The following is a 23,637-nucleotide window of genomic DNA, read 5'->3' on the forward strand; positions in this document are numbered from 1 at the left end:
CGTTGGCTCACTGCTGCCCCCGATCCAACCGTTACCCCACGGCGTGCACGCGCACGCCTCCGCTTCACGCAGCCCAACCCCGAGAGGCCCCGCATGGATTACGCCCCCACCTCCCCCTTCACCGCCGCCGCTCGCCGCCGCGCCGCTTCGTCACTGCTGGCACGCACCCTGTGCAGCGCGATGGCGCTGTTGCTCACCGCACCGGCGTTCGCTGCCGATCGCAAGGATCCCGCGATCGAAGCCGCACTCGGCAACGGGCTGCGCGCCACCGTACTGCAAACCGGTGCCGCACTTCCACACTGGTCCCTGCAGGCGCGCATGGCCCAGCACCACGTGCCCGGCGTTGCCATCGCCGTGCTGCGCGATGGCAAGCTGGTGCACAGCGCCGGCTACGGCACCCGCGAAGCAGGCACCGCCAGCGCAGTCGATGCAGACACCCTGTTCTCGGTCGGCTCGGTAAGCAAAGTCGTCACCGCCGCCACCACCCTGCGCCTGGCCGCCGACGGCAAGCTCGCCCTGGACCAGGACATCGCCACCTACCTGCGCAGCTGGAAGGTGCCGGCCACCGACACCGTACCCGCCCCGCAGCTCACCCTGCGCATGTTGATGTCGCACACCAGTGGGCTGGGCGTGCATGGCTTCGCTGACTACCTGCCGGGCGAGCCGCTGCCCACCCTGCTGCAGACCCTCGACGGCATTGCCCCTGCAAAGAACAAACCCGTGCGACTGGTCCACACACCCGGCGAGCGAGGCGACTATTCCGGTGGCGGCGTGATGGTGGAGCAGCAGGTGCTGGAAGATGTCACCGGGCAGCCGCTGGATACCATCGCCCGCGCGCAGGTCTTCGCGCCGCTGGGCATGCAGCGCAGCCGCTACAGCGACCCGCAGCCGGGCACTGACAACATCGCCAAGGCCCACGACGCCGACGGCACGCTCACCGCCCTGCCGCGCGGCTGGCAGTCATTCCCCGAGCAGGGCGCCTCGGGCCTGTGGACCAGCGCCAACGACCTGGTCGCCTTCGTGGCCGCGCTCACCGCCAGCTACCGGGGCGAGGGCAGCTTCCTGCCGCGCGCGATCGCCACGGACATGATGAGCGAGGTCTCGCCCAGCTGGCACGGCCTGGGCCCGCGCCTGGACGGTGCCGGGCAGACCCGCATCTTCCATCACGGCGGCTCCAACGACAGCTACCGCGCGTGGATCGAAGGCTATCTGGAAACCGGCGATGGCTTTGTCATCCTCACCAACGGCGAGAATGGCGCCGCGCTGGCCGCCGAGATCCGCAACGCCCTCAGCGATGCCCTCGGCCGTGGCGTGAACCCACCGGTGCGCACCGTGGCGCTGGACCTGCGCGATGCCCGCTACGCGGACTACGCCGGCGTGTTCGAGCGTGACGACACCGTTCCCATGGATCAGCGCCGCGCCCTCGCCGACTTCTTCGACATCCCCGCGCTGCAGGTCAAGGTCGCCAAAGGCGAAGTGCGGGTGGGTATGGCCGGCACACCGCGCGACGGCCAGGTGCTGCCACTCACCCCGAACCGGTTCTTATCACCGGATATCGATGGGCTGCAGATTGAGTTCCATCGCGATGCGCGTGGACAGGTGAATGCGCTTAGCGTGGTGCATGGCGAAGGCCGGGCGCGGTACGTGCGGAAGCGGACGTAACGGGCGGGAAATCACCCCATCCGCCGAACCGCAGCCTCACGCTCCTGCGATTGGGTCTGTTCGGCCTGCGCCGCCAGCTGCTGGGTCTGCTGGTTGGCATTGGCCAGCTGTTCGCCCCGTTCCAACGACGCTTCAACCGGGGTCTGCGCAGCCTGTGCGGTGGGCATGGATGCGCGCAGATGCCCGGGGTCGTTGCGCTCGCCCTGCACGACGAAGATGTTCTCCGCGGCCGTCGCATTCGGAGTGCGCTCGCTGAGGATCACGTGGTCCACGCGGGACAGGCTATTTTCCTTGGCGAGCACATACAGGCTTGCGCTGACGCACTCACTGGTGGGGTCAAAGGTTCGGCCGTTGGCCGCGTCCAGTTCCGCCACCTTCTCCTGGATCTGTGACAGCATGGGGTCGCCCCTGATGCCTTCGTACGAATCATTTTCGGAGATCAGGCGCTGCAGGAGCGACCGCTTCGGCATGGGGTTTTCATGCTCGGTGTTGAGCTTACTGCCGGGAACCTGCTCCGGAATGCTCTTGATATCGCGCGTGTTGTTGAGTGGCTTGATCGCGCCTTCGAAGGTCTGATCCTGACCCGACCTTGTTTGGCGATGGATGCCTGCATGGTTCAGCGCACCCCAAGTGAAATCAATACAACTGTTGGAGAGGCCGCCGTACTCCATGTTGAACCCATGCTTGGCGGGGTTCCTTCCGTAGTCGACGATCTTGTCGTACTGCTCTTTGGTGATCTCGAGCGTTCGGGCGTAGTAGGGCTTCTGATACTGATCGAAATCTTCGTTCGTTACCGCGCCAGGGCCACTTGTCGCGCCGTGCTCGATTGGCGCGAAGCCGAAACTGCTACGTTGTTTTCCATGCTCAACAACCAGGTACATATGCCCGGCAGCGGATGTGTCACCGGCGCGCAATGGCGTTCCGGGAGCCGCGACATAGACGGTAACGGTGTAGGGGGCGTCCTTGCTCATGAGTTACTTCCCGCGTTTGAAGTAAGCAACCAACAACTCTGCCTTCTGGCCTTGGAACTCGGGGTTCTCACCCATCAATTCAACAGTCAGCCGATAGTGGCCCGGCACCATCTTCTCTGCAGCCGCGAACTGGAAGTACGTTTCAGAGTGCGACGAGTTCAGCAAGCCAGCCTCCTCCAGCAGAGACGTATCGACACTGGTCACGGTCACGCCTGGCACCGAACCATCAGGCGGTAGTGCAACCCATTCCCCCGCCCCCCCCGTGGGTCGAATAAGAGGAACCGTTGCAATCGAACCTTCGGTCACTCGGAGAAGGCGCACCTTCGCTGGCAGGTCTGCTTCAAGAAGCTGACTGGTCAACGCGATTGCGGCGTCTGAACTCGGGCTCCCAGTACGGAAGCCAAGCATCAACATGTTTGACGCATTCCGACCTGGAGGCGGGAGATCAAACTCCACGCTCACCACCTCGCCCGCCTTGTCCAACGCAATCGGTCGGGTGAGCGGAACTTCAGTTCGCATTGCAGCGTTCTCCTTGTTGACCTCCAGGTTGGGCCTGGCGATATCCGCCTCCCGCCCGCACGCGGCAAGGCCGGCAATCGCCAGCAGCGTTGCGGCGCTCAACAGCATCGATCGGGTGGCCCGAAGAATCGTGGTCATGTCTGGTCCTGATACGGCTGATCCAACGTTCATAGTCTGGGGCACGCGGTTCCGCTGAAGAATAGGAAAAGCCCTACTCACAGTTTGAGCCACGTCACAGTTCAGCCGCGTCACCATCTCCGCCCTTCGCCGCTTCCCGGTTCTTTTTTTTGTACGCCGTCCCCCAATCCCGCATCGCCAGCAGTACCGGCACCAGCGTCTGCCCTAGTTCCGAAAGCCGGTACTCCACCTTCGGCGGCACTTCCGGGTACACATGCCGCACCACCACGCCATCGGCCTCCAGCTCCCGGAGCTGGCTGGTCAACATCGATTGGGTGGCGTTGGGAATCAGCCGGGTCAGCTCCATGAAGCGTTTGGTGCCGGACACCAGGTAGAACAGGATCACCGGCTTCCACGTGCCGCCCATGACCGAAAGCGTAGCCTCTACGCTGCAGCCGGTTTTGCCATATACGCGCCGTGCCATTACGGGATACTCCTGAAAATCGTAGTACCTATGGAAAAGCATAGTTCTTGTGACATCCACGGCACGACCATAGCATGCAGCTCATGTCCCCCCAAGGTGATGTACGCCCATGAAATTCAATGCCCTGCTGGCCAGCAAAGACGACGGCCAGGTATCCACCCAGCTGGTGAGCTTCGACGAAGCGGACCTGCACGAAGGCGATGTGCTGGTGCAGGTGGACTACTCCACACTGAACTACAAAGACTCGCTGGCGATGACCAACCGCTCGCCGATCATCCGCAGCTTCCCGATGATTCCCGGCATCGACCTGGCCGGCACCGTGCTCGAATCCAGCCACGCCGGTTTCCGCGCAGGCGAGCGCGTGGTGCTCAACGGCTACGGCCTGAGCCAGACCCACCACGGCGGCCTGGCCCAGCGCGCGCGCGTGCCCGGGCAGTGGCTGGTGAAGCTGCCCGACAGCATCAGCAGCAAAGACGCCATGGCCATCGGCACCGCCGGCTACACCGCCATGCTGTGCGTGCTGGCGCTCGAACACGGCGGGGTGAAGCCCGAGCACGGCGACATCCTGGTGACCGGCGCCAACGGCGGCGTGGGCTCCATCGCGGTGGCCATCCTGTCCAAGCTGGGCTACCGCGTGGTGGCCTCCACCGGCCGGCCGGAGCACGCGCAGTACCTGAAGGACCTGGGCGCCGCCGAGCTCATCGACCGCGCCACGCTCGCCGCCCCGCGCACCCGTGGCTTGGATGCCGAGCGTTGGGCCGGCGTAGTGGATGTCGCCGGCAGCCACACGCTGGCCAACGCGCTGGCGCAGACCAGGTATCGCGGCGTAGTGGCCGCGGCCGGGCTGGCGCAGGGCGATGACCTGACCACGTCGGTGCTGCCCTTCATCCTGCGCAACGTGACCTTGGCCGGTATCGATTCGGTGCAGGCGCCGCACAACGTGCGCGAAGAAGCCTGGAAGCGACTGGCGACCGATCTGGACCTGGGCAAGCTCGCCAGCACCGTGGAAGTGATTGGCCTGAAGGACGTGCTGGAGATCTTCCCGGCATTCCTGGAAGGCAAGGTGCGCGGGCGTTTGGTGGTGGATGTAAACGCCTGAGCGCCACACGCTAAGATGGACGGCGCAACGCAGCGCTTCAAGCGTATGCAATCGTCAGGCGCCCACACCGGGCGCCCGACCCGCCGGTAGGGTCGCACCCCAGTCGACTGCACGTACCAGTGCAACAGTCGATTGCGGCATGACCCCAAACGAAGACACCAACGTTTCAGAAAATACGGAGAGCAACACGTGGCAACGGCTAAAGGATTAGCAGTGCTTGGCGCCAGCGCAGCACTAGCAGCAGGGAGCATACTCACAGCAATCGCTGCCACTCCTCCCGGTACACCCGCGTGGCCGGACGTGCGTGAAAGCATCCTGCAGCTCCTGGAACAACGCGCCCTCTACCGGGACAAGATCGATTGGCCCGCCGCGCGCCAACAGATACAACAAGCCAGCGGAACCGCCGAAGCCGACAAGATCCTGGACCAGCTGATCGCAAGCAGCACGGGCAACCACGGCCGCTGGATCCGCGAATCGCAGGTGTCCAGTCCATCTGGAGGCATGAAGCGCATCGCACGCGCTGAAGAGGGACAACGTCCACACGGGCGGGAAGCGACCTCCGGTCAAGGGCCCGTCCGCACAGATGAAGCCGACCCCATCGGATGGATCTCCATTTCCGCGTTCAAGGAAAGCTCCACAGCGTCCCCAGCGGTCCGGGACCAGCAGCGACTCGCCTTCGCGCGACAGTTGCAGTCTCAGCTCCGAAAGGAGGATGAGCGAGATCGCTGCGGTTGGATCGTGGATCTTCGCCAGAACCAAGGCGGCAACATGTGGCCCATGCTGGTCGGCATAGCACCGCTGCTGTCCACGGATCCAAAGCATCGAGAGGTGATCGGCGCATTTGTCGGTGGGCCCGAGCGCCAGATCTGGAGCATCGATTCTGGTCTGGTGCTGCTGGATGAGCGGGCCCCCGTGGCATTGGATTCTCCGGCGTACTCCCTGCGCCACCCTGCTCCACCGGTAGCGGTGCTCATCGGTCCAAAGACTGCCAGTTCCGGTGAAGCAGTGGCATTGGCGTTCAGGGGTCGCCCTGCCACACGCAGCTTCGGGCAGCGCAGCGCTGGATACTCCACGGCCAACGTTCCGACGCGTCTGCCAGACGGCAGCATTCTGTTACTCACAGGCTCGGTGTCAGTTGACCGGAACCTCAAAGGCGATGGCGGGAAGCTGCAGCCGGATGTCACTGTGAGCAACGCAGCGGATGCCGAGCAAACAGCACGCAATTGGCTGCGCGCACAATCCCAATGTCACGCGGTGGCATCCAACCGGTAGGGTCGCACCCCAGTCGACTGCACGCAGCAGTGCACCAACCGGTTGCGGCATGACCAGAAACGAAGCCACCCGCTCCAACGGGATCAACCAGCCGCAGCTGCCCGCTTCCAACGTCAGGCAGCACTCCGGTTCTCGGCTCCTGGGTCGTAACATGAAATTTCGCTGTAACGCAGCGCGTGTTACAGCAAAAAATCATGTTACGACTTGATATGCCGCGAACGGTCGGCCCTTACAGCACAATCCGCGCCACAGACTCCTCACTCCCCTTCTCGTCCTCGTCGCTATTCTTGATGGTCACGTACAGGACGTTCTTCTTCGCATCCAGCGCCAAACTGTTCGGGTGCGTCGGCACGTCATAAGTGCCCACTTTCCTGTAGCTCCCGCTGTCATACGCCGTCACCGTGCCCGCTTCGCGGTTGGTCACGTACAGGCGCTTGCGCGGTGCATCCAGCAACAGGCCCAGCGGGCCGGCGTCGGTGGCGATGCTGGCCAGTTCCTTGCCGGTGGTCGGGTCCAGCACCAGCACGCGCTGGCCCGGGTGCTTGGACACGAAGCCTGGAATGCTGCTGGCCTGGTACTTGCGGATCATCTCCAGGCCCTGGTCGGTCACGAACAGGCGCTTGCCGCTCGGGTCCAGTACCAGGTTCATCGGCTGCTCGGCGCTGATGTTGAAGCGCTGCTCCACCTTGCCGCTGTCGGTGCCCACGGTGACCACTTCACCCAGCAGGTTGGAGGTAAGCACGCGCTTGTTGGCGGCATCCAGGGTCAGGCCGGGCGCCTTGGCGTTGCCCAGGTCCGGAATGGTGTTGATCAGCTTCAGCGACTGGGTATCCACCACGAACAGCACGCTGCCTTCGCCGGAGTGGCCGGTGACATACAGGCGGTTGTTCGGGGAATCCACCACCAGCTCACGCAGGTCGTGGGTGTAGCCGGCCTTGCCATCCTTGCCGACCTTCTTCTCCATCAGCTGCACGATGCCCAGGGCCTTGTTGGAGGCGGTGTCGACCACGGTCACCGAGGTATCCACGGTGTTGCCCACGTACAGGCGGTTGTGGGCGTCATCAAGCACCACGCCGAAGGCTTTGCGCTCCAGCGGGATCCTGGCGTCCACCACCAGCGAATCCGGGTTCAGGCGCAGCACCTGGGCCGGGCCGGCGGCATCGCCGAAGCCGCCGGAGGAAGCCACGAACAGCGCGTTCTGGGTAGGGCTGAAGGCCAGCTCGTACAGGCCTTGGGCAACGGCGGCGCGCTGAACGGAGGAAGCGGCGGCGGTGGTTGCGGCCTTTTCAGCGGCAAAGGCAGACGGGGCGCCAAGGGTCAGGCTGATGGCCAGCGCCAGGGCGGCCGAACGGAACAGGGAACGAGGGTGCATGCGAGCGTCCTTGTGAGAGGCAGAGGAAGGATCCTGGCTCGCGTGGCCGCTGGGAGGAGCGGCCAACCACACGGTCGAATGACGTGGGAAGGCTGGCTGGCCCGGACATCTTAACAGGGGTGGCCGGCGGCTGGATTCTTCCGTCCCACGCCATGAGACGCCCGTGCGCGATCCTGCGATCCGCTTCGGAGGATCAACATGAACAAGATCGACCTTGATTGGCTGGAAGAGTTCGACCAGGCCATGCTCGGGCTGTATGCCATCAACCACAGCGATGCCGGCATGGATGAGCAGCTGCTGGTGAGCTACTACGACCTGGAGCCGCGTGAGGCGGCGCTGGCGTTCGGCAATGACTACGACCTGGACCGGATGAATCCGCTGTGGCCGCCGATGGGGCTGGCGTTGAACAGCTGAGCGCAGTGGACGACGGCGCGAGGGTTACCCCTCGATCAACCGCAGTATCTCCGTCACCCTGCGCTCCAGGTCCCTTCGCTGCGCTTCGTTCATCATCTCCCGCTTGAGGTAGGACTCGAAGTCCTCTCCCGTACAGGCGTTCTGAATCAGGCAAAGCGTTCCCATCAGTTTGCCGGTAGGCCCGCAGTCGTACCCCATGCGGCAGCCGGCCACCAACCATGCCTCGCCGGCGTGCTCCCCGGTCATCAAGCCCGCCGCCGGGCCTTCCGCGCTGGCGGGGTAGTTGCTGTGCAACGTGCTGCCCATGGCAAACACGGCCGCTGGATCATTGGAGCCCAATACCTCTTCAAGCTGCTCGGCAGCTTCAGCCGTATCCAGCCTCTTCCGCTTGAACGCGTTGTCCATCAGCCGGGCAGCCAAGTCACCATTTTCGGCGGCCTGCGCGTACCAGCCCGTCACGAGCTGCATCGGCACGATGGCGCCACCGTCCACTGCCCCGCATTGTGCAAAACGTTCGTCCGCTACCTGCTCCAGCACAGAGAGCTGCGCGGGCGCCCTGATCACCTGCTTGTTGAAGTCGAGACTGCCCATGAACTTGTCGCGGTCAATATTGACGAAGTAGCAGCCTTCATAGGTATCGGCCAAGAGGCGCTGGGCCACGGCATCACCCGCCTTGGCCCGCTGCTTAAGTTCCTCGAACGCCTTTACCCGGTCTACTTCTGCGGGGCGGCCGTGGCTGGGGCGGGCGTCGGTTCCATTGGCGCGTACATCGGCAGTAGCGGGCAACTGCGCCGCCTGAGCTGCCTTTCCCGGTGCGTCGCGCTGCGTCGCTGGAACCACCTGCCACAGCGCTACGCCCGCCAGCACGGCGACCACGCCAACCGCCAACCAGAGTCTGGCTCTTCCATCCATGGTGCATGGCTCCCTTTGCCATCGCTGCTACAGCCGTTGAATACCACGGAAGGGCAGCCTCAAGCACCCCATTCCTGTCCCGTTGACGCAGCATTCCCTATAGTTGACCCCAACCACCGCAATGGAATGGCCCATGAGCGTGATGTCATCCGGCCGGTGCCTGACTGTTGCACTCGCCGTCGCCCTGAGCGCCAGCGCCTGCGCACGGACGCCGCCCGCCGAACACAAAGGGACTTCGAACATGTCGGAAGCAACAGAAACCGGTTGCACCCTCAACGGCCACACCTACACCGATGCACCGGTGGACGCGAAGCTGGGGCCGAATACCTTCCGCATTCCCGCCAACTACCTGGACAGCCAGATCGCACCGTGGCCCGGCGAGGGTGTCAGCCTGGTCATCGAATGGCCGGACATGAAACCCACGCCGCCGGGCGCCCGCGCCAACCCCCGCACCAGTGATTTCCGCAAGGAGATCCGGATCCTGGTTGACCACATCGACCGGGTGCCGATCGAGAGCCTGCTGCAGCGCCAGGTGAGCAACGACGCCATCACCGTGGAAGGCTCATTGGAGCGCAATGACCCTTCCAAGCGGCTCGATCTGCGCGTTGCCCAACCCGAGCAGCTGGGGCTGACCCCCTATGCTATCGACGAAGCACTGATGGTCGAGTATGCGCGCGCCTATGAGGCCAAACATGGCGCTCCGCATCCCCGCAACCCAGCATACGAAGATGACTGGTACATCGGCCGCGACGCCGCCGGCCAGCTCAGCACCTTCATCAAGTGCGACAGCCGCAAGCATCGCGAGGACGGGCTGCAGATCAACGGCAGCGAGGTCGTCAACACCGATTCAAGGACGGTTGCCAGCTGCACCCACTACATCGTGGATACCGAAAACAGCCTGTCAATCAGCCTCCACTACAACCGTGTGTTCCTCAAAGACTGGAAGGCCATGGAAGCGGCTGTACGGGATGTCTTGAGCCGCTCCAAGGTCAAGTAGACCGCATCGCTTATGCGGCCGGGGCATGACGCTTTTAGACCCGTCCGGACCAGAGGTATCGACCCTGGCGGCCGGCGTCCTGTCCCGTTGACACCACATTCCCTATAGTTGACCCCAACCAATGCAATGGAATGGCCCATGAGCGTGATGTCATCCGGCCGGTGCCTGACAGTTGCACTCGCCGTCGCCCTGAGCGCCAGCGCCTGCGCACGGACGCCGCCCACCGAACACAAAGGGACTTCGAACATGTCGGAAGCCACAGAAACCGGTCGCACCCTCGATGGCCACACCTACACCGATGCACCGGTGGACGTGAAGCTGGGGCCGAATACCTTCCGCATTCCCGCCAACTACCTCGACAGCCAGATCGCACCGTGGCCTGGCGACGGCGTGAGCCTCATCATCGAGTGGCCGGACATGAAGCCCACGGCCCCGGGTGCGCGCGTGGACCCGCGCACCAATGATTTCCGCAAAGAGATCGCCGTGTCCATCGACTACATCAACACCGCGCCCATTGAGACCTCGCTGGAAAGGCTGTCGTCCAACACCGCGGTGACCGTGGAAGGCTCCGTCGAGCGTGACAACCCCAAGGATCGGCTGGATCTGCGTGTGGCGCAGCCAGAGACGATGGGGCTGATTCCCTACGCCATCGACGAAGCAAAGATGGCCGCCTATTCCAAGGCCTACCAGGCCCGCTACGGCAAGCCGCATACCCGCAACCCCGGTTTCGAGGATGACTGGTACGTGGCACGCGGCCCCGGCGGCAACCTCACCACCTTCATCAAGTGCGACAGCAGCACCTTCCGCGAAGACGGCGTGCGGCTCGAGGGTGACCAGGTCATCCAGGCGCAGGGCGCCGTGGCCGCTGGCTGCATCCACTACTTCACCGACGTGGAGAACAAGCTCTCCATCACCCTCGATTACAAGCGAGCCTTCCTGAAAGACTGGAAGCGCATGGAAGATGCAGTGCGGGATCTGCTGGCGCGCACCAAGGCCAGGTAACCCACGCTTACAGGGATTAGTACATGAGTGGATTGACCCAGAACGACATCCGGATCCTGACCAGCTACGCCGACGCGGGCAACCGCGAGCTGTACTGGAACTACCTGTCCCAGCTGCCGGGCGCCGACGGTTACGGAACGCTGGCGCTGGGCGTGGTGCGCAACGACAGCCTGCCCGGGCGTGTGGCAAACAGTTACGCGCAGGAGCATGCACGCAACCAGCACGACAATGGCTCTCGCTTTCCCAACGCGGACCTGAGCGAGCGGCAGTGGGAGGCCTTCGGCCAGACCCTGCTCAAGCGCGACCTGGAGCTGCGCAATTACTGGATGGGACAGAACCAGCCGGACAAAGCGCTGAACCTGCCCGGCAAGGACGTCATGCGCGCGCACGACCGCGCGTTCGAGCGGCACAACCTGGACCCCAACTGCTGGACACCCCGCGTGCTCCTGCAGGCCGCCCTGAAAGAAAGCGGCCCGGAGAAGATGGAGCAGATCTGGACCAACATGCTTGACAACAACTACCTGGGCGCAACCCGCGTAGGAAGGACCGGCTATGACGCCATCGCCCAGATGGGCGTGGTGGAAGGCGGCCAGTACCTGGCCCGGCTGGGCGCCACCGAAGCCACCCAGCTGCTGGAAGGCCGCTCGGCCACCAACCCCAACGTCATTGGCGGCAACAGCTACTACGCCATGTACTTCGAAGCGGACCAGAAGTGGACGAACGTCAGCACCGGCGGCGGCCACGTTTCCATGCGGGAAGAGACCAACCCCAGCCGCATTGCCGAACTCAACGACGCCCGCGCCGTGCGCCTGGAGCGCCAGCAGAAGGCCACCCAGTTCCACGAGGATGACCCGTACCGCACCATCACCCGCAGCCCGTTCACGGCCTCGCTAGACGGCGCGCCGGGGGACCGGCAGCAACCCCCCACCCGCCTGGCCGATATCGGCCCGGGTCATGCGGACTACGCACTGGTGCAGCAGGTACGCGAAGGCGTGGCCGCCATCGACGCCAGGCAGGGCCGCGCTCCGGATGAGAGCAGCGAACGGCTCACCGCCAGCGTAGTGGCACTGGCCCGCCAGAACGGGCTGGACCGCGCCGACCACGTGCTGCTGAGCCACCAGACCGCCGACAGCCCGGCCGGGCGCAATGTGTTCGTGGTGCAGGGCGACCCTGCCGACCCGGCGCACCGCCGCGCCTCCATGCCCACGGATGTGGCCGTGCAGACGCCGGTGGAGCAATCGCTGCAGCGGTTGGAGGAGGCAGGCCAAGAGCGCCAGCAGGCGCTGGCACAGACCCAGCAACAGGAACACAACCACCACCAGACAATGCGCATGGGATAACACCCAGCGGCAGCGCCCCGCCCCCTCGCCCGGTAGCGCCGACTGTTAGTCGCCTCCCCCGCAAGCCAGCCCCCCCCAAACCCCCGCGCGCACCCACCACCAAATTGCCTATAGTTCGCCTACCGGCACCCCGGCCCAGCACAAGGAACTGCCATGGCCCTCTCCTCGCAAGACGCGTCCGTCGCCATCCTGATTGACTGTGACAACGTGTCCCCGGATATCGTTGATTTCGCGCTGTTGATGGCAGCACAGGCAGGCCGGGTAACAGTTCGCAGGGGCTATGGAAACCGGACAACATTGGGCGCCAGCTGGGAACAGACGCTGGTGCGCCAAGCATTTACGCCGTGCTTGCAGTTCCAGTACGCCTCAAAGAAGAACACCTCCGATATCGCGCTGGCTTTGGATGCGCTTGAAGCGCTCTTTGACAGACGTGCAGACACATTCTGTCTGGTGACGAGCGATAGCGACTTCGCCTACCTGTGCCGAAAATTGAGGGAACGCGGCTCAACTGTCTACATCGTGGGTGAAGCCAAATGCCCGGATGCGCTGCGCAACGCCTGTGACCAGTTCTTCGAGTGGACGCCGGAAGCGCAGAGCGATCCGAAGGCCAAGGATCTCGATACACCTGAAGCCAAGCCGGTAGCCCCCGTGCAGAAGCAAGAACCAAAGGCTGCTCCGTCTGGACCGCTGCCAAAGCGACGCCCGGGCTTCGTTGTCAAGGCGGTAGCGTTGCTCACCTCTTCCAGCCCGGACGGCAGGGTGATGCTGACCTCTCTGGGGGCCTACCTGAAGCGGGCTGACCCAGCTTTCAATCCATCCGCATACGGCCATTCCGGATTACTGAGTATGGTAAAGACCTACGACCTGCTGACACCGCATCGGGAAGAGGGTGGTCACTGGACGGTGAGCTTAGCGTCCCGTCCAGAGCCTTGACGTTGCCCACGCTAACGGCGGCGGCACGCCGCAGCCCACTGTCAGATCGCTACTGCGGCTGGATGAAGCAGGCCAGGAACGGCGGGCCTTGACCATGCAGACCGAACAACGTACGCAGTACAACCAGCAGGAACTGGAAGCCCGCAGCATGCGAATGGGCTTGCTAACGCGGTATCACCAGAGCGGGTGCGACTTCCAGCCTGAGCTGGCCCCTATTGCGACGACCCGATGGTCAACGTCGAGGTACTGCTCCAGAAGCTTCGTTACCCGATCCCGCCAGTCAAGGTCCAAGGCCGTGGTGTAGCGAAGAAGATACCTCAGCACCAGCAAAGTGTAGAAGCAGCGGGAAGTCGAATACGGAGTCCGCTCCTCGGACCAGGCAGTCCCATGTGGGCGAAGAGGCTTCACCCCCAACTCGCGATTCCAGAGCCTCCCGTGATGGGCGGCCACGTTTCGCAGAACTGAGGCGAAATGCAGCCAGTTCTTCAGCACCGGACTTCTAAGCCCGAAGTCCTTCGCAATCACCTTCTGGTGAGCAGGATGCATTGCAGAGTAGAACTTGGATAGCGTCCCAATGGACATGACCTCGCTGGCCATCCATATGGGAACCGTCGGGAACGGCGGATCGGTGTACTTGCTGCGGTAATGGGTGAGGAACGCCTCCCTTGAGCGCTCCACCTCAACTCGGACCTTCGCGATCCATTCCCGATGCCACTCAGGACCAGAGGAGAAGTTTCCCGCTACGTGATGACCAAAGGGTCCGTAGGCGCTGGAGAAGTTGTGAGTGATGGAAGTTCTGACTGCAACTTCGACGTGCCCCACAGCTTCAAGCACCAACTCACGTAGGCAGCGATCAAACTCGTACAACGTCAGGGCTTCGTCAATACTGGCCCCTGCAATGTAGTGGTCGCTCTGCTGCAACCGCTGCGGATACAGGTAGCCCATCAGTCTGTAGTACCCCACCCTCTGTAGGTAGAGCAGTGCCATTCTGCGATCGGGTACGGCCAGCCCGCGCTCTTCCAGCTGCAGCAGCTGCGCGTCGAAGGAAAGAGGAGGTTTGAGGTACTTAGTCATCCTGACTTAAACCCTCGCGCAAAAAAAACCCGCCAATTTGAGCATGTCGCGTGCGACAGAGGCGTGGCGGGTGTGTTGGGGTGATTTTATCCACTGCCTGTGTCCCGTGCAACTGCCAATGCGGTGAAGACTGAATGGAATGTTGGGCCTACTAGCGTGGCTCAAAACAGGGCGAAAGCGCCCAGGCCAGGAAAGCTGGCCAAGCGAGCCGGTTGCCATCCCGGCTCGCCCCCCAGCAGCCACGCTTTTTCAGCGCCGAGAGTTACATCGCCCTGGCGCCTCTTTCACACCCGCGTCCACCGGGAACGAATCCCCCCAAACGTAGAGATCAACGCCTTGGGCGCTCCGATCCAGGTTCACGCAATCCTGGATCAACGACCGCAGCACGTTCGTAGGCGAACGCTCGCTACGCCACGCCGAAAGCTGAAAGGCGCGGCGTAGATCGGGGTCTAGCTTCACCCTCATGTACACCTGCTTTTTCATTGGATGACATCCTCGGGGACGAACTGCCCCGACTCGGAATTGATCTCACCGTGGTAGATCGTACGCTCCACGAACCGGGGCACCCGGAGGTCTTCCACCGCCGGCGGACCCAGCAGCTTGATGGTGATCACCCCAGCGCAGGCTTCGATCTGCAGCTTGCGGCCCACGTTGAAGCCCATCTGCCGCAGCCAGCGGCCGCGAATCTTCAGGTAGGGCACCTTCAGCTCCTCGTGGAACTCCGGGGGCGGTGAGCAGGCTGCAGGCTTTGCGGTGCCGGACAGATGCGCCCGGCGCGCGCGCCGGCGTGTGGGCACTTCATCGAAGGACGTGTCGTCCCAGCGCGTTTGCATGTTGGACCTCCTGTAAGGATCGCCCCTCGCCGGGATGGTGAGGGGGTCGGGAGGTTAGAAACCGTCTAGCTGGATCCGGCGGGCGTATTTCCTCAGGAGGTGTTGTATTAGCCACCCTCCCGACATGGGACGTCCAACATTTTCCAGCTAGAGGAGTTTCTACGCTCCGGACATCACTCTGCTGGAGTCGTCAACGGATGGGAAATCGCTTGTTGCTGTTGATTTCTGCGGTTTGGTAGGCGCTGCCTACTGATTGGCGCAAATGGCTCGCTACGGTCTCAAGATCTGGGATGGGGTGCACGCAATCTATGGAAATCGCTGAGAGAGCAGTAGGGAAAATGAATCGTATCGACGCTGACCGGCTGCGGGAGTTTGATGAGGCGATGACGTGCTTCTTCGCCATGTCCCATGCGGACGCTGGAATGGATGAGAGAGAGCTGTCTTGGTATGCAGATCTTCCAGCTAGGGAGGCTGCACTTGCCTACGGCCAGGACTTTGACTTGTGCCGGGTTGACACATTCTGGAGTTAGCTAGACCTCTAACAGCCATATCCGTCATGCCAGCTGCGACGCAATGTGACGCTAGCGGCGCCAATCGTCTCCAGTTCCGCGGGAATCGACGAATTGTCTGGGCTTCACGGACCTAGTACGCCCGGCTCAGCTCCCAAGCCCATAGATCGATGTCGCCCGCATCGAGGGCTTCTTCCGGCCACTTGCGTCTTAATTTGCCGCACTTCACCTGATAGGCTAGGGCTATTAGGGGGAAAGCTATGTCCAAGGTCGTTTTCACTGCTTCAGATAGCTCAATCTACGATGACGTTAGGGACCGCTGGTACCACTTCCCAAACATCTATCTGAAAAGTGTTTGCGAAGCCATTGGCGACCAGGTTGTGTTCTATCAGCCAAGACGCAATAGCGGCCCAACAAGCACTGATGGAGCGCAAGCCTATTTCGCAGCGGCGCGGGTAGTGAACGTTCGGCCAGACCCGAATCGAGCAGATCACCATTTCGCCGACCTGGCCGAGTACATGGAGTTTGACCTGAAGGTTCCATTCAAAGTCGGCGATCACTACTGGGAGAGCTTTCTGCGGAAGGACGATGGCTCTACCAACAAAGGGGCGTTCGGCCACTCCGTGCGTTTGATCTCGGACGTGGAGTTTTCCGCAATCATCGCCGCTGGTCTCGGACCTTCAATCGAGGAGGCCCGCAGTGAATCTGACGAGCACATGTTCGATCCCTCGATGTCCGCTCCGACCCCAATTGAGCGGCCAACTGCCACAACTACGATCACGCGGAAGATTCGCGACGTGGCGTTTCGCAGGCACGTTAGAATTGCGTACGCGAACACTTGCGCCATCACCGGACTGCGATTCTTTGATAGAAAGGGCCGTCCGGAGGTTCAGGGAGCACATATCTGGCCTGTCGAAGAGAACGGGCCCGACAGCGTACGCAATGGCATCGCCATGACCGCGACGGTCCACTGGCTCTTTGATAGAGGCCTGATCTCAATTGGCGACGACTTCAGCATACTTCGCTCTGCGAAGCACCACGACGCCCTTGCATCGCTACCCCTCCGCGACGTGATGACTGTACCTGAGAAGATCAGCGACAGACCTCACCCCACATATCTTGAGTGGCACAGAGTGAACCGATTCAACGAGTCCTAGTGAGTAGTCACACCCAATGTCTCGGCAAGACAACGCGCGTACCGGCGGTCGCTAACCCCGACCGCGACCCGCGTAGATGGCCAGGTCGTTGGGCAACTGCGGGGAACCGAGTTAAAAGTGAACGAAGATAGCGCAGCGACGCCTCTCTGCAGCCTCGAACTATGTCGTAAAGGAATACTGCCATCGCAAAAGCCATGGCAGCACTCTCAACCGCCGCACCAGCGATCTCGGCAGTAGACACGCTCTAAGGGGCTCATTGCCTCAAATGCCGGACTGACCACCACAGAACCGCTCTCGAAAGGCCGCGCAAGGACCCTTTAGATCTTCTCGATTATCTCAACGTAGACCTTATAGTTCATCAAACGAATGGCGGTTAGTGCAGGTCGCATGGCCACCTTACTGAAGAACGGAACATCTAGCTGGCCACTCTTCTTGCTCTTCGCCCGCATTACGCCAAACACTACCGTGAACTGCGCCGGATCAGGCGACGCCGACTTAGAAGGCAGAAGCCCTGAAAAGCCCGACTTCCTGTGCTTTGCCTCTCTCTTTTTCGCTTCTTTGATGAATTTTTCACGGAATACGCCGTCCGTCATCATCAACGTACAGGACACCTGACCTTGATTCCAGAGATGACTCATCGAGCTAGAAGCAGCAGCATCCTTTAGATGAATAAGATGCCTCTTGGTAGACAGGAAGTCACAGGGCTCGATGTTTGCGCGCGTCGTTCCTGCCGGATCAATCTTTGTCTGATCCATGTTAAGAAGATCAGCGCGGGCATCAAGCTCCTCTATGTACTTTCGCTCGTTCTTTGCCTTCGTTGGCTTAAAGATTGGCTTAGGTATGAGGAACGACTTGAATTCATCCTCGACGGACTTGGCGTGCTTTGCATCGACCTGGTACCAACAACCCCCAAACAGAACATACCTCACGCCTGCGCGAGATACTTCAAAATTTATCGATTTGAAGATCCTTTCGGTGCGTGGCACTCCGGTAACCTCGTCTTCTAGAACAATCTTGTGGCTGCTACGGACGTCATCAATCGTCAACTTCCCACCCAAGAGCGCCCCCTTTATCTCCGAGACGTAGTCATAGATATCTATCTCGTCAAACACCTTCTTCTTTCCAGGCTTCATCCCCGCGCCCGAGTAAGTGATTGCTTCCGCTACCAAGGGATCCGATATGTCAGGTGTAGACAGGCTCGCATCTGTCGACGTCCCACCAGCCACCTGTACAAGCTCATCAAATAGCTCACTTTCCAACGCAGCTAGAACAGAGGAGTCCCTGACAGGGTCAATGTAGTCAACCCATGGATACCTACTCTTGTACGTGCGCTTCTTGAAGATCTCAATTGCCTGGACAGCTTTGTCCCTGAGAAATCCTGGTGACGGCGTCGCGCGAATCGTGATGGCATCGCGGCCAGACACGGCCCGTGCGAACGACGAATCACTCGATGCACCGGAAAGAAGAGTCAGCAAATCCTGATTAACGTCGACGCCGAAGTCATTCACGGAAGTCGACCGACTCGCCTGCATTCTCGTCTTCAGAGTTGATGAGTCAAGGCTAGCCACATCCATGTTGCGCAGCTGATTGCTCTCAATTAGATTAAGAGCGATGCGCAGACCAAACCGCGGCTCAAAAAGGTCATCATCGATGCGATGGTGCGCAGTGCCAAAGGTATAAGCGACGATGTATTTCTTCGTCTTGTACTGGACCTCAAGTATGTAGGCAGCACCACAGCTCATTGTGTGCAAATCAGGAATTGCGGAGAGACTTTCCTTTCTCAGCACAGGAAGCCATTCTGGAACTCCTTCCTTCCTCTGGGATACCAGCACGACGCCATTGCCGGCCTTATACGAAACCATGTCATCGAATGAATTGACGACCGTCTTAATGGATAGCCCTGACTTACACATACGCAAACTCAATTGGATACTAGCCATATCGTCCTTCCTTGACCGAAGATATGATTCTTAAGATTGCATATTAGAACAGCTAACCGCTTCGCCTTGATCGCTTCCTCTTTCGCGTCGCTGTGTTTGGGACGTCGCTTTGCCCAGACGCATACATCCGGACATAGGTGTCCAACAACCTTTCTACTGCGAGCTCCCCAGCATCAACTTTCTCGGGGCTACGCAACTTCGAGAGAATTGTCACCAACTGCTGCGCAGGAAACTTGATAATCACCCTACCCTTGTTGTAAAACTCCCTGAACGCATCAAGCTCTGCACCTTTCCTAAGCCCGAACTCCGCATCCCTACAAATAATAAAGGCGAGATCTCCATATTCGCGGCCCAAGTAGCTGAATACCTGCCTAAACTCGTCTACGCCAATCTTGGCGTAGTTCTTTACTTCAAAGACTACCTGACGTGTTTTGTAATCATCCAATACTCGACGCCAGACCCCACCGCCTTGATTGGTAGCAACAATATCGCGGCGCTGTGTTGCATTCGCATTGGGCCGCAACTGAATGTTTGAGAGCTGCTTTGAGAACGCAATCTCGACTGCCTTCTTGCACCAGACTTCAAACTGCGGCGCTCCAGGCACCCCTTCGGGAATTGTGTTGAGCTCCGACATCAACTGCCCGAGTATCCTCTTGCGCTGCTCACCACTCTGCGACTCGATTGCAATCTCGTACTCATCGTAGATTTCTTCTGCCTCTCCCTGCGTTAGCTCGAAGCCGCTAATGTTTAGCGCCGGCCAATAGCACGGGTGAATCATCAAGATATCTTCGGGAGCCAACGACTTCCCGAACCGCTTTCCGTCATGGGAATAGACAAAGCTCGCTATCTGCTTGTCATATATCCCGATGAATCCAATGCCGTAGAGCGCTTTGAGCACTTCCTGAGCACTTCCAAGTATCTGAAAGTGTTGAGCCTCTGCCACCGTAAGCGCAGAGCTATTCATGACTGTAGAGATCCTCTCCTGGACTTCGAACAACCTAAGCTTGGCCTCGCCACTCGAGAAGGACGACGTCAACGCGCGCAGCCCAGGAAAAACAGCCTCATACTCCTTGCCGAGATCATTGAATCGCGTAAGCGAAATGCTCTTGGCAGATTCGTCAAAATCTGCCTCGATCAACGTCGTGCGCCCCTGGCGCTGCGCTTGATAAAAGGCTGTGTTCAACAGAGCGATTACGTCCCTGGGCCTGTAGAGCGTGAGCCTCAAGCATCGCTTAAAACCCTCTCTACCGTGGAGCTCATTGGCGGTAATTGCGTTCCATGCCTTGACATCGCTTTCCTTGGATATCCCGAAGGCGTATCGAATCCGCTTCGCGACCATGTAGAAAAGTTCTTGAGGATCCCAGTGCAGGCGGAGTACTTGAGATTCCAAGTTTCGAGTAAAGTCCTTATCTTCAGCCTCGATGGCACGAAGCATGTTATCGCGGATAAAGACTATCGCCCTGAAGTGGCCGGACAGTGCGGACCTGACCTCATCGGTACCGTATAGTATTCCGTCAATTATGCTAGTTCCGACGACGTCAGGCTCATACCCTTCATCCAGTCTATCCACGAGCAGGACATATTCTTGGCCGGAGTCGGAAAGGATTTTCGATATCTCCCCCGTGATGCGCTCCACGGAAAGAAAAGCCGGAAGCTCGGCTATCCGCTCATCCTCACCGGCTACTTGCCCCCTAAATTCCTTAAGGATTGACCTGACTCTTTCCACCGCCGTTGCGCCCCGGCGACGCCAGTCGGCAACCTTTTCGGAGAGCTGACTGCTCGTCTCAACGTATCGCTTTAGCTTGTAATCAGACTGTAGCTCGCAAGCGATCTCCATCAAGATTGCGTACTTCCAAGCAATCTTTATGCCGGCCCGCATCTTAGACAGGCCCTCTCCGAAGATCTGGGCGAGCGGCCGTAGCCCGATCATCTGTTCTTCTACGGGTGCAATTTTTATCACCGGCGTCTTGCGTGCCGACCACACCTTACTCAAGCGATACGTAATCGCGCTCTTTCCAGTACCGCGCCTACCTACAACGATGAATCGATCAACACTCTCGAACAGAGTTCTATAGTCTTGCCATTCATAGAATGATTCGTCGAGTGCCTTGTGATCGTTCTCGCCACGCACATCGCCGAACGCATTTGGCTTTGCTGATACCTGCATGCTTCCCCCCGGAGCAATGATTCCATTCAAAAAAAAGGGGCAGCCATTTGCTACCCCTTTTGCTTTCAATCAAACCCCGACAGGATTAGCCTTCTCAGGATCAATCTTGTACTGCTTGATAGCCCGGGCCACATCCTTCCCGGTCATCTTCCCGTCCTTGGCCAGTGCCGCAATCGCGGCATGCGCGATGTAGTACCGGTCCACTTCAAAGAAGCGACGCAGGTTCGCACGGGTATCCGAACGGCCGAAGCCATCGGTGCCCAGCACGGTGAAGGTGGCCGGCACGAACGCGCGGATCTGGTCCGCATACGCACGCACATAGTCGGTTGCGGCAATCACCGGGCCCTGGCGGTCTTCCAGCAGCTCGGTCACATACGCCTTGCGCTGCGGCTCTTCCGGGTGCAGGCGGTTCCAACGTTCGGCGTCGAAACCATCGCGGCGCAGTTCGTTGTAGCTGGGGCAGCTCCAGATATCGGCGGTAACGCCGAAGTCCTTCTCCAGCAGCGCGGCCGCTTCAATGGCTTCGCGCAGGATGGTGCCCGAACCCATCAGCTGCACGCGCAGCTCGCCCTTCTTCGGCTTGCCGGCGTCGGTGAGCAGGTACATGCCCTTGACGATGCCTTCGGCCGCACCTTCGGGCATTTCCGGGTGGGTGTAGTTTTCGTTCATCAGGGTCAGGTAGTAGTACTCGTCTACCTGGTCTTCCATCATCCGCTTGGTGCCGTGCTGCAGGATGACCGTGACTTCGAAGCCGAAGGTGGGGTCATAGCTGCGCACGTTCGGAATGCCGCCAGCGGCCAGGTGGCTGTGGCCATCTTCGTGCTGCAGGCCTTCACCGTTGAGCGTGGTGCGGCCGGCGGTGCCGCCGAGCAGGAAGCCGCGGGTACGCATGTCGGCGGCCTGCCAGGCAATGTCGCCCACGCGCTGGAAGCCGAACATGCTGTAGTAGATGTAGAACGGCAGCATCGGCACGTTGGAGACCGAGTAGCTGGTACCTGCAGCCATCCAGGAGCTGATGGCGCCCGGCTCGCTGATGCCCTGCTGCAGCACCTGGCCGCTCTGGTCTTCGCGGTAGAACATGAGCTGGTCGGCGTCGACCGGCTTGTACTTCTGGCCGAACGGGGCGTAGATGCCGATCTGGCGGAACAGGCCTTCCATGCCGAAGGTACGGGCTTCGTCGGCCACGATCGGCACGATGTGCGGGCCCAGTTCCTTGTCGCGCAGGGTGATGTTCAGGCTCTGCACGAAGGCCATGGTGGTGGAGTAGCTGCGCTCGCCGCTGCTCTTGAGCAGGCGTTCGTAGGTTTCCAGCTTCGGTGCGTTGAAGCTCTTGGTGGCCTTGCGGCGGCGCTGCGGCAGGTAGCCGCCCAGTGCGGCGCGACGCTCCTGCAGGTACTTCACTTCCGGCGAATCCGGGCCCGGATGGTAGAACGGCACCTGGCCATCGGCCAGCTGCGCATCGGTCACCGGAATGTTGAAGCGGTCGCGGAAGTGCTTGACGGCTTCGTCGTCCAGCTTCTTGGTCTGGTGGGTCGGGTTGAGCGCTTCACCGGCGCTGCCCATGCCGTAGCCCTTGACCGTCTTGGCCAGGATCACGGTGGGCATGCCCTTGGTGTTCACGGCCTCGTGGTAGGCGGCGTACACCTTGTGCGGGTCGTGGCCACCACGGTTGAGGCGCCAGATGTCGTCGTCGGAAAGACCGGCCACCATGGCGGCGGTTTCCGGGTACTTGCCGAAGAAATGCTCGCGCGTGTAGGCGCCGCCGAAGGCCTTGCAGTTCTGGTATTCGCCGTCGACGGTTTCCATCATCAGCTTGCGCAGCACACCGTTGGTGTCCTTGGCCAGCAGAGCATCCCAGTAACCGCCCCACAACAGCTTGATGACATTCCAGCCGCCGCCACGGAACACGCCTTCCAGTTCCTGGATGATCTTGCCGTTGCCGCGCACCGGGCCATCGAGGCGCTGCAGGTTGCAGTTCACCACGAAGATCAGGTTGTCCAGGCCTTCACGGCCGGCCAGCGCGATGGCGCCCAGGGTTTCCGGCTCGTCCGATTCGCCGTCGCCGATGAAGCACCACACCTTGCGGTCGCTCTTTTCGATCAGGCCACGGTTTTCCAGGTAACGCAGGAACTGCGCCTGGTAGATGGCGGCCAGCGGGCCCAGGCCCATCGACACGGTGGGGGTCTGCCAGTAATCGGGCATCAGCCACGGGTGCGGGTAGCTGGAAAGGCCACCGCCGTCGACTTCCATGCGGAACTTGTCCAGCTGCTGCTCGTCGATGCGGCCTTCGAGGAACGAACGCGCATAGATGCCGGGGGCGCTGTGGCCCTGGATGAAGAGCAGGTCGCCGGGGTGGTTGTCGCTGGGGGCGCGCCAGAAGTGGTTGAAGCCCACGTCGTACAGGGTGGCACCGGAAGCGAAGCTGGCGATGTGGCCGCCCAGGTCGCCCGGCTTGCGGTTGGCGCGCACCACGGTGGCCATGGCGTTCCAACGGATGATGGAACGAATGCGCCATTCCAGTTCGGCGTTGCCCGGGCTCTTGGCCTCCAGGTTCGGCGCGATGGTGTTCACGTACTCGGTGGTGGGAGAGAACGGCAGGTAAGCACCCGAACGACGGGTCAGTTCCACCATGCCTTCCAACAGTTGATGCGCGCGCTCAGGGCCCTCGACATCAATAACGGCCTTCAGCGACTCGATCCATTCCTGGGTTTCCACAGGATTCGGGTCGTTGTTCAGCACCTCGTTCAACCAGTTCATTAGCGCTCCCATGACCGCACGCACGCGCGCGACTGTTTTAGATTTCTAGCCGCAAAGTGTAGCGCACCAATGGGTTTGCTTACTTCGCTACGGGTGCGTATGGAGT

19 protein-coding genes are annotated in these 23,637 nt (G+C 60.9%); 9 read left to right on the plus strand and 10 right to left on the minus strand.

The features are described from left to right. The first annotated feature begins 93 nt into the window (after positions 1 to 93). Complete coding sequence (locus tag ACGFZ3_RS09530; protein WP_392919707.1) at positions 94 to 1,662, plus strand: serine hydrolase domain-containing protein; 1,569 nt, start codon at positions 94 to 96, stop codon at positions 1,660 to 1,662. Between the two features lie 11 nt (positions 1,663 to 1,673). Here ACGFZ3_RS09530 and ACGFZ3_RS09535 read toward each other — a convergent pair whose 3' ends face one another. The 3 genes from ACGFZ3_RS09535 to ACGFZ3_RS09545 form a co-directional block, all read right to left on the minus strand. After that, positions 1,674 to 2,633 (minus strand): XVIPCD domain-containing protein, encoded by a 960-nt coding sequence (locus ACGFZ3_RS09535; RefSeq protein WP_392919710.1) that lies wholly within the window; start codon positions 2,631 to 2,633, stop codon positions 1,674 to 1,676. 3 nt (positions 2,634 to 2,636) lie between these two features. Next, entirely contained in the window at positions 2,637 to 3,290 is a 654-nt protein-coding gene (locus ACGFZ3_RS09540; RefSeq protein WP_392919712.1) for a hypothetical protein, read from the minus strand. A 94-nt stretch (positions 3,291 to 3,384) separates the two neighbouring features. Next, the gene (locus ACGFZ3_RS09545; RefSeq protein WP_392919715.1) at positions 3,385 to 3,753 is read right to left on the minus strand and encodes a winged helix-turn-helix transcriptional regulator; all 369 of its coding nucleotides are present in this window, start codon (positions 3,751 to 3,753) and stop codon (positions 3,385 to 3,387) included. Positions 3,754 to 3,862: 109 nt separating this feature from the next. Here ACGFZ3_RS09545 and ACGFZ3_RS09550 point away from each other — a divergent pair, with 109 nt between their 5' ends. Together ACGFZ3_RS09550 and ACGFZ3_RS09555 are read left to right on the plus strand one after the other, a co-directional pair. Then, the gene (locus tag ACGFZ3_RS09550; protein ID WP_392919718.1) at positions 3,863 to 4,852 is read left to right on the plus strand and encodes an MDR family oxidoreductase; all 990 of its coding nucleotides are present in this window, start codon (positions 3,863 to 3,865) and stop codon (positions 4,850 to 4,852) included. 300 nt (positions 4,853 to 5,152) lie between these two features. Beyond that, the gene (locus tag ACGFZ3_RS09555) at positions 5,153 to 6,124 is read left to right on the plus strand and encodes a S41 family peptidase (RefSeq protein WP_392919721.1); all 972 of its coding nucleotides are present in this window, start codon (positions 5,153 to 5,155) and stop codon (positions 6,122 to 6,124) included. A 229-nt stretch (positions 6,125 to 6,353) separates the two neighbouring features. On the opposite strand, the gene ACGFZ3_RS09560 is transcribed toward ACGFZ3_RS09555, so the two are convergent. Beyond that, positions 6,354 to 7,496 carry a YncE family protein gene (locus tag ACGFZ3_RS09560; RefSeq protein WP_392919724.1) on the minus strand — a complete coding sequence of 381 codons (1,143 nt, stop codon included), beginning with the start codon at positions 7,494 to 7,496 and terminating at the stop codon, positions 6,354 to 6,356. 198 nt (positions 7,497 to 7,694) lie between these two features. Here ACGFZ3_RS09560 and ACGFZ3_RS09565 point away from each other — a divergent pair, with 198 nt between their 5' ends. Beyond that, positions 7,695 to 7,910 carry a hypothetical protein gene (locus tag ACGFZ3_RS09565; protein WP_083214053.1) on the plus strand — a complete coding sequence of 72 codons (216 nt, stop codon included), beginning with the start codon at positions 7,695 to 7,697 and terminating at the stop codon, positions 7,908 to 7,910. Positions 7,911 to 7,934: 24 nt separating this feature from the next. Here ACGFZ3_RS09565 and ACGFZ3_RS09570 read toward each other — a convergent pair whose 3' ends face one another. Further along, positions 7,935 to 8,786, minus strand: coding sequence for a hypothetical protein (locus ACGFZ3_RS09570; protein WP_392919727.1), 852 nt, complete (start codon positions 8,784 to 8,786; stop codon positions 7,935 to 7,937). Between the two features lie 169 nt (positions 8,787 to 8,955). On the opposite strand from ACGFZ3_RS09570, the gene ACGFZ3_RS09575 reads away from it, so the two are divergent. The 4 genes from ACGFZ3_RS09575 to ACGFZ3_RS09590 all read left to right on the plus strand — a co-directional run bounded on the left by ACGFZ3_RS09575 (position 8,956) and on the right by ACGFZ3_RS09590 (position 13,094). After that, entirely contained in the window at positions 8,956 to 9,819 is an 864-nt protein-coding gene (locus ACGFZ3_RS09575; RefSeq protein ID WP_392919730.1) for a hypothetical protein, read from the plus strand. Positions 9,820 to 9,957: 138 nt separating this feature from the next. Further along, on the plus strand, positions 9,958 to 10,821 hold the full coding sequence (locus ACGFZ3_RS09580; protein ID WP_392919733.1) for a hypothetical protein: 864 nt from the start codon (positions 9,958 to 9,960) through the stop codon (positions 10,819 to 10,821). 23 nt (positions 10,822 to 10,844) lie between these two features. Next, complete coding sequence (locus tag ACGFZ3_RS09585) at positions 10,845 to 12,161, plus strand: XVIPCD domain-containing protein (protein WP_392919736.1); 1,317 nt, start codon at positions 10,845 to 10,847, stop codon at positions 12,159 to 12,161. A gap of 153 nt (positions 12,162 to 12,314) precedes the next feature. Next, a complete protein-coding gene (locus ACGFZ3_RS09590) occupies positions 12,315 to 13,094 on the plus strand; it encodes an NYN domain-containing protein (RefSeq protein ID WP_392919739.1) in 780 nt (259 codons plus the stop codon). Positions 13,095 to 13,268: 174 nt separating this feature from the next. On the opposite strand, the gene ACGFZ3_RS09595 is transcribed toward ACGFZ3_RS09590, so the two are convergent. Further along, the gene (locus tag ACGFZ3_RS09595) at positions 13,269 to 14,168 is read right to left on the minus strand and encodes an Abi family protein (protein WP_392919742.1); all 900 of its coding nucleotides are present in this window, start codon (positions 14,166 to 14,168) and stop codon (positions 13,269 to 13,271) included. A gap of 479 nt (positions 14,169 to 14,647) precedes the next feature. Continuing rightward, complete coding sequence (locus ACGFZ3_RS09600; RefSeq protein WP_392919745.1) at positions 14,648 to 15,001, minus strand: SymE family type I addiction module toxin; 354 nt, start codon at positions 14,999 to 15,001, stop codon at positions 14,648 to 14,650. Positions 15,002 to 15,770: 769 nt separating this feature from the next. On the opposite strand from ACGFZ3_RS09600, the gene ACGFZ3_RS09605 reads away from it, so the two are divergent. Beyond that, positions 15,771 to 16,667 (plus strand): HNH endonuclease, encoded by an 897-nt coding sequence (locus ACGFZ3_RS09605; RefSeq protein ID WP_392919749.1) that lies wholly within the window; start codon positions 15,771 to 15,773, stop codon positions 16,665 to 16,667. 317 nt (positions 16,668 to 16,984) lie between these two features. On the opposite strand, the gene ACGFZ3_RS09610 is transcribed toward ACGFZ3_RS09605, so the two are convergent. From ACGFZ3_RS09610 to aceE, 3 genes are all read right to left on the minus strand, one after another. Beyond that, positions 16,985 to 18,607, minus strand: coding sequence for a DUF6119 family protein (locus tag ACGFZ3_RS09610; RefSeq protein WP_392919752.1), 1,623 nt, complete (start codon positions 18,605 to 18,607; stop codon positions 16,985 to 16,987). 52 nt (positions 18,608 to 18,659) lie between these two features. After that, complete coding sequence (locus tag ACGFZ3_RS09615; RefSeq protein ID WP_392919755.1) at positions 18,660 to 20,774, minus strand: P-loop ATPase, Sll1717 family; 2,115 nt, start codon at positions 20,772 to 20,774, stop codon at positions 18,660 to 18,662. Between the two features lie 69 nt (positions 20,775 to 20,843). Next, on the minus strand, positions 20,844 to 23,531 hold the full coding sequence (gene aceE, locus ACGFZ3_RS09620; RefSeq protein ID WP_392919758.1) for a pyruvate dehydrogenase (acetyl-transferring), homodimeric type: 2,688 nt from the start codon (positions 23,529 to 23,531) through the stop codon (positions 20,844 to 20,846). Between the last annotated feature and the right edge of the window lie 106 nt (positions 23,532 to 23,637).

The organism is Stenotrophomonas sp. NPDC047960, from assembly GCF_043204395.1.
Classification (GTDB): Bacteria; Pseudomonadota; Gammaproteobacteria; order Xanthomonadales; family Xanthomonadaceae; genus Stenotrophomonas.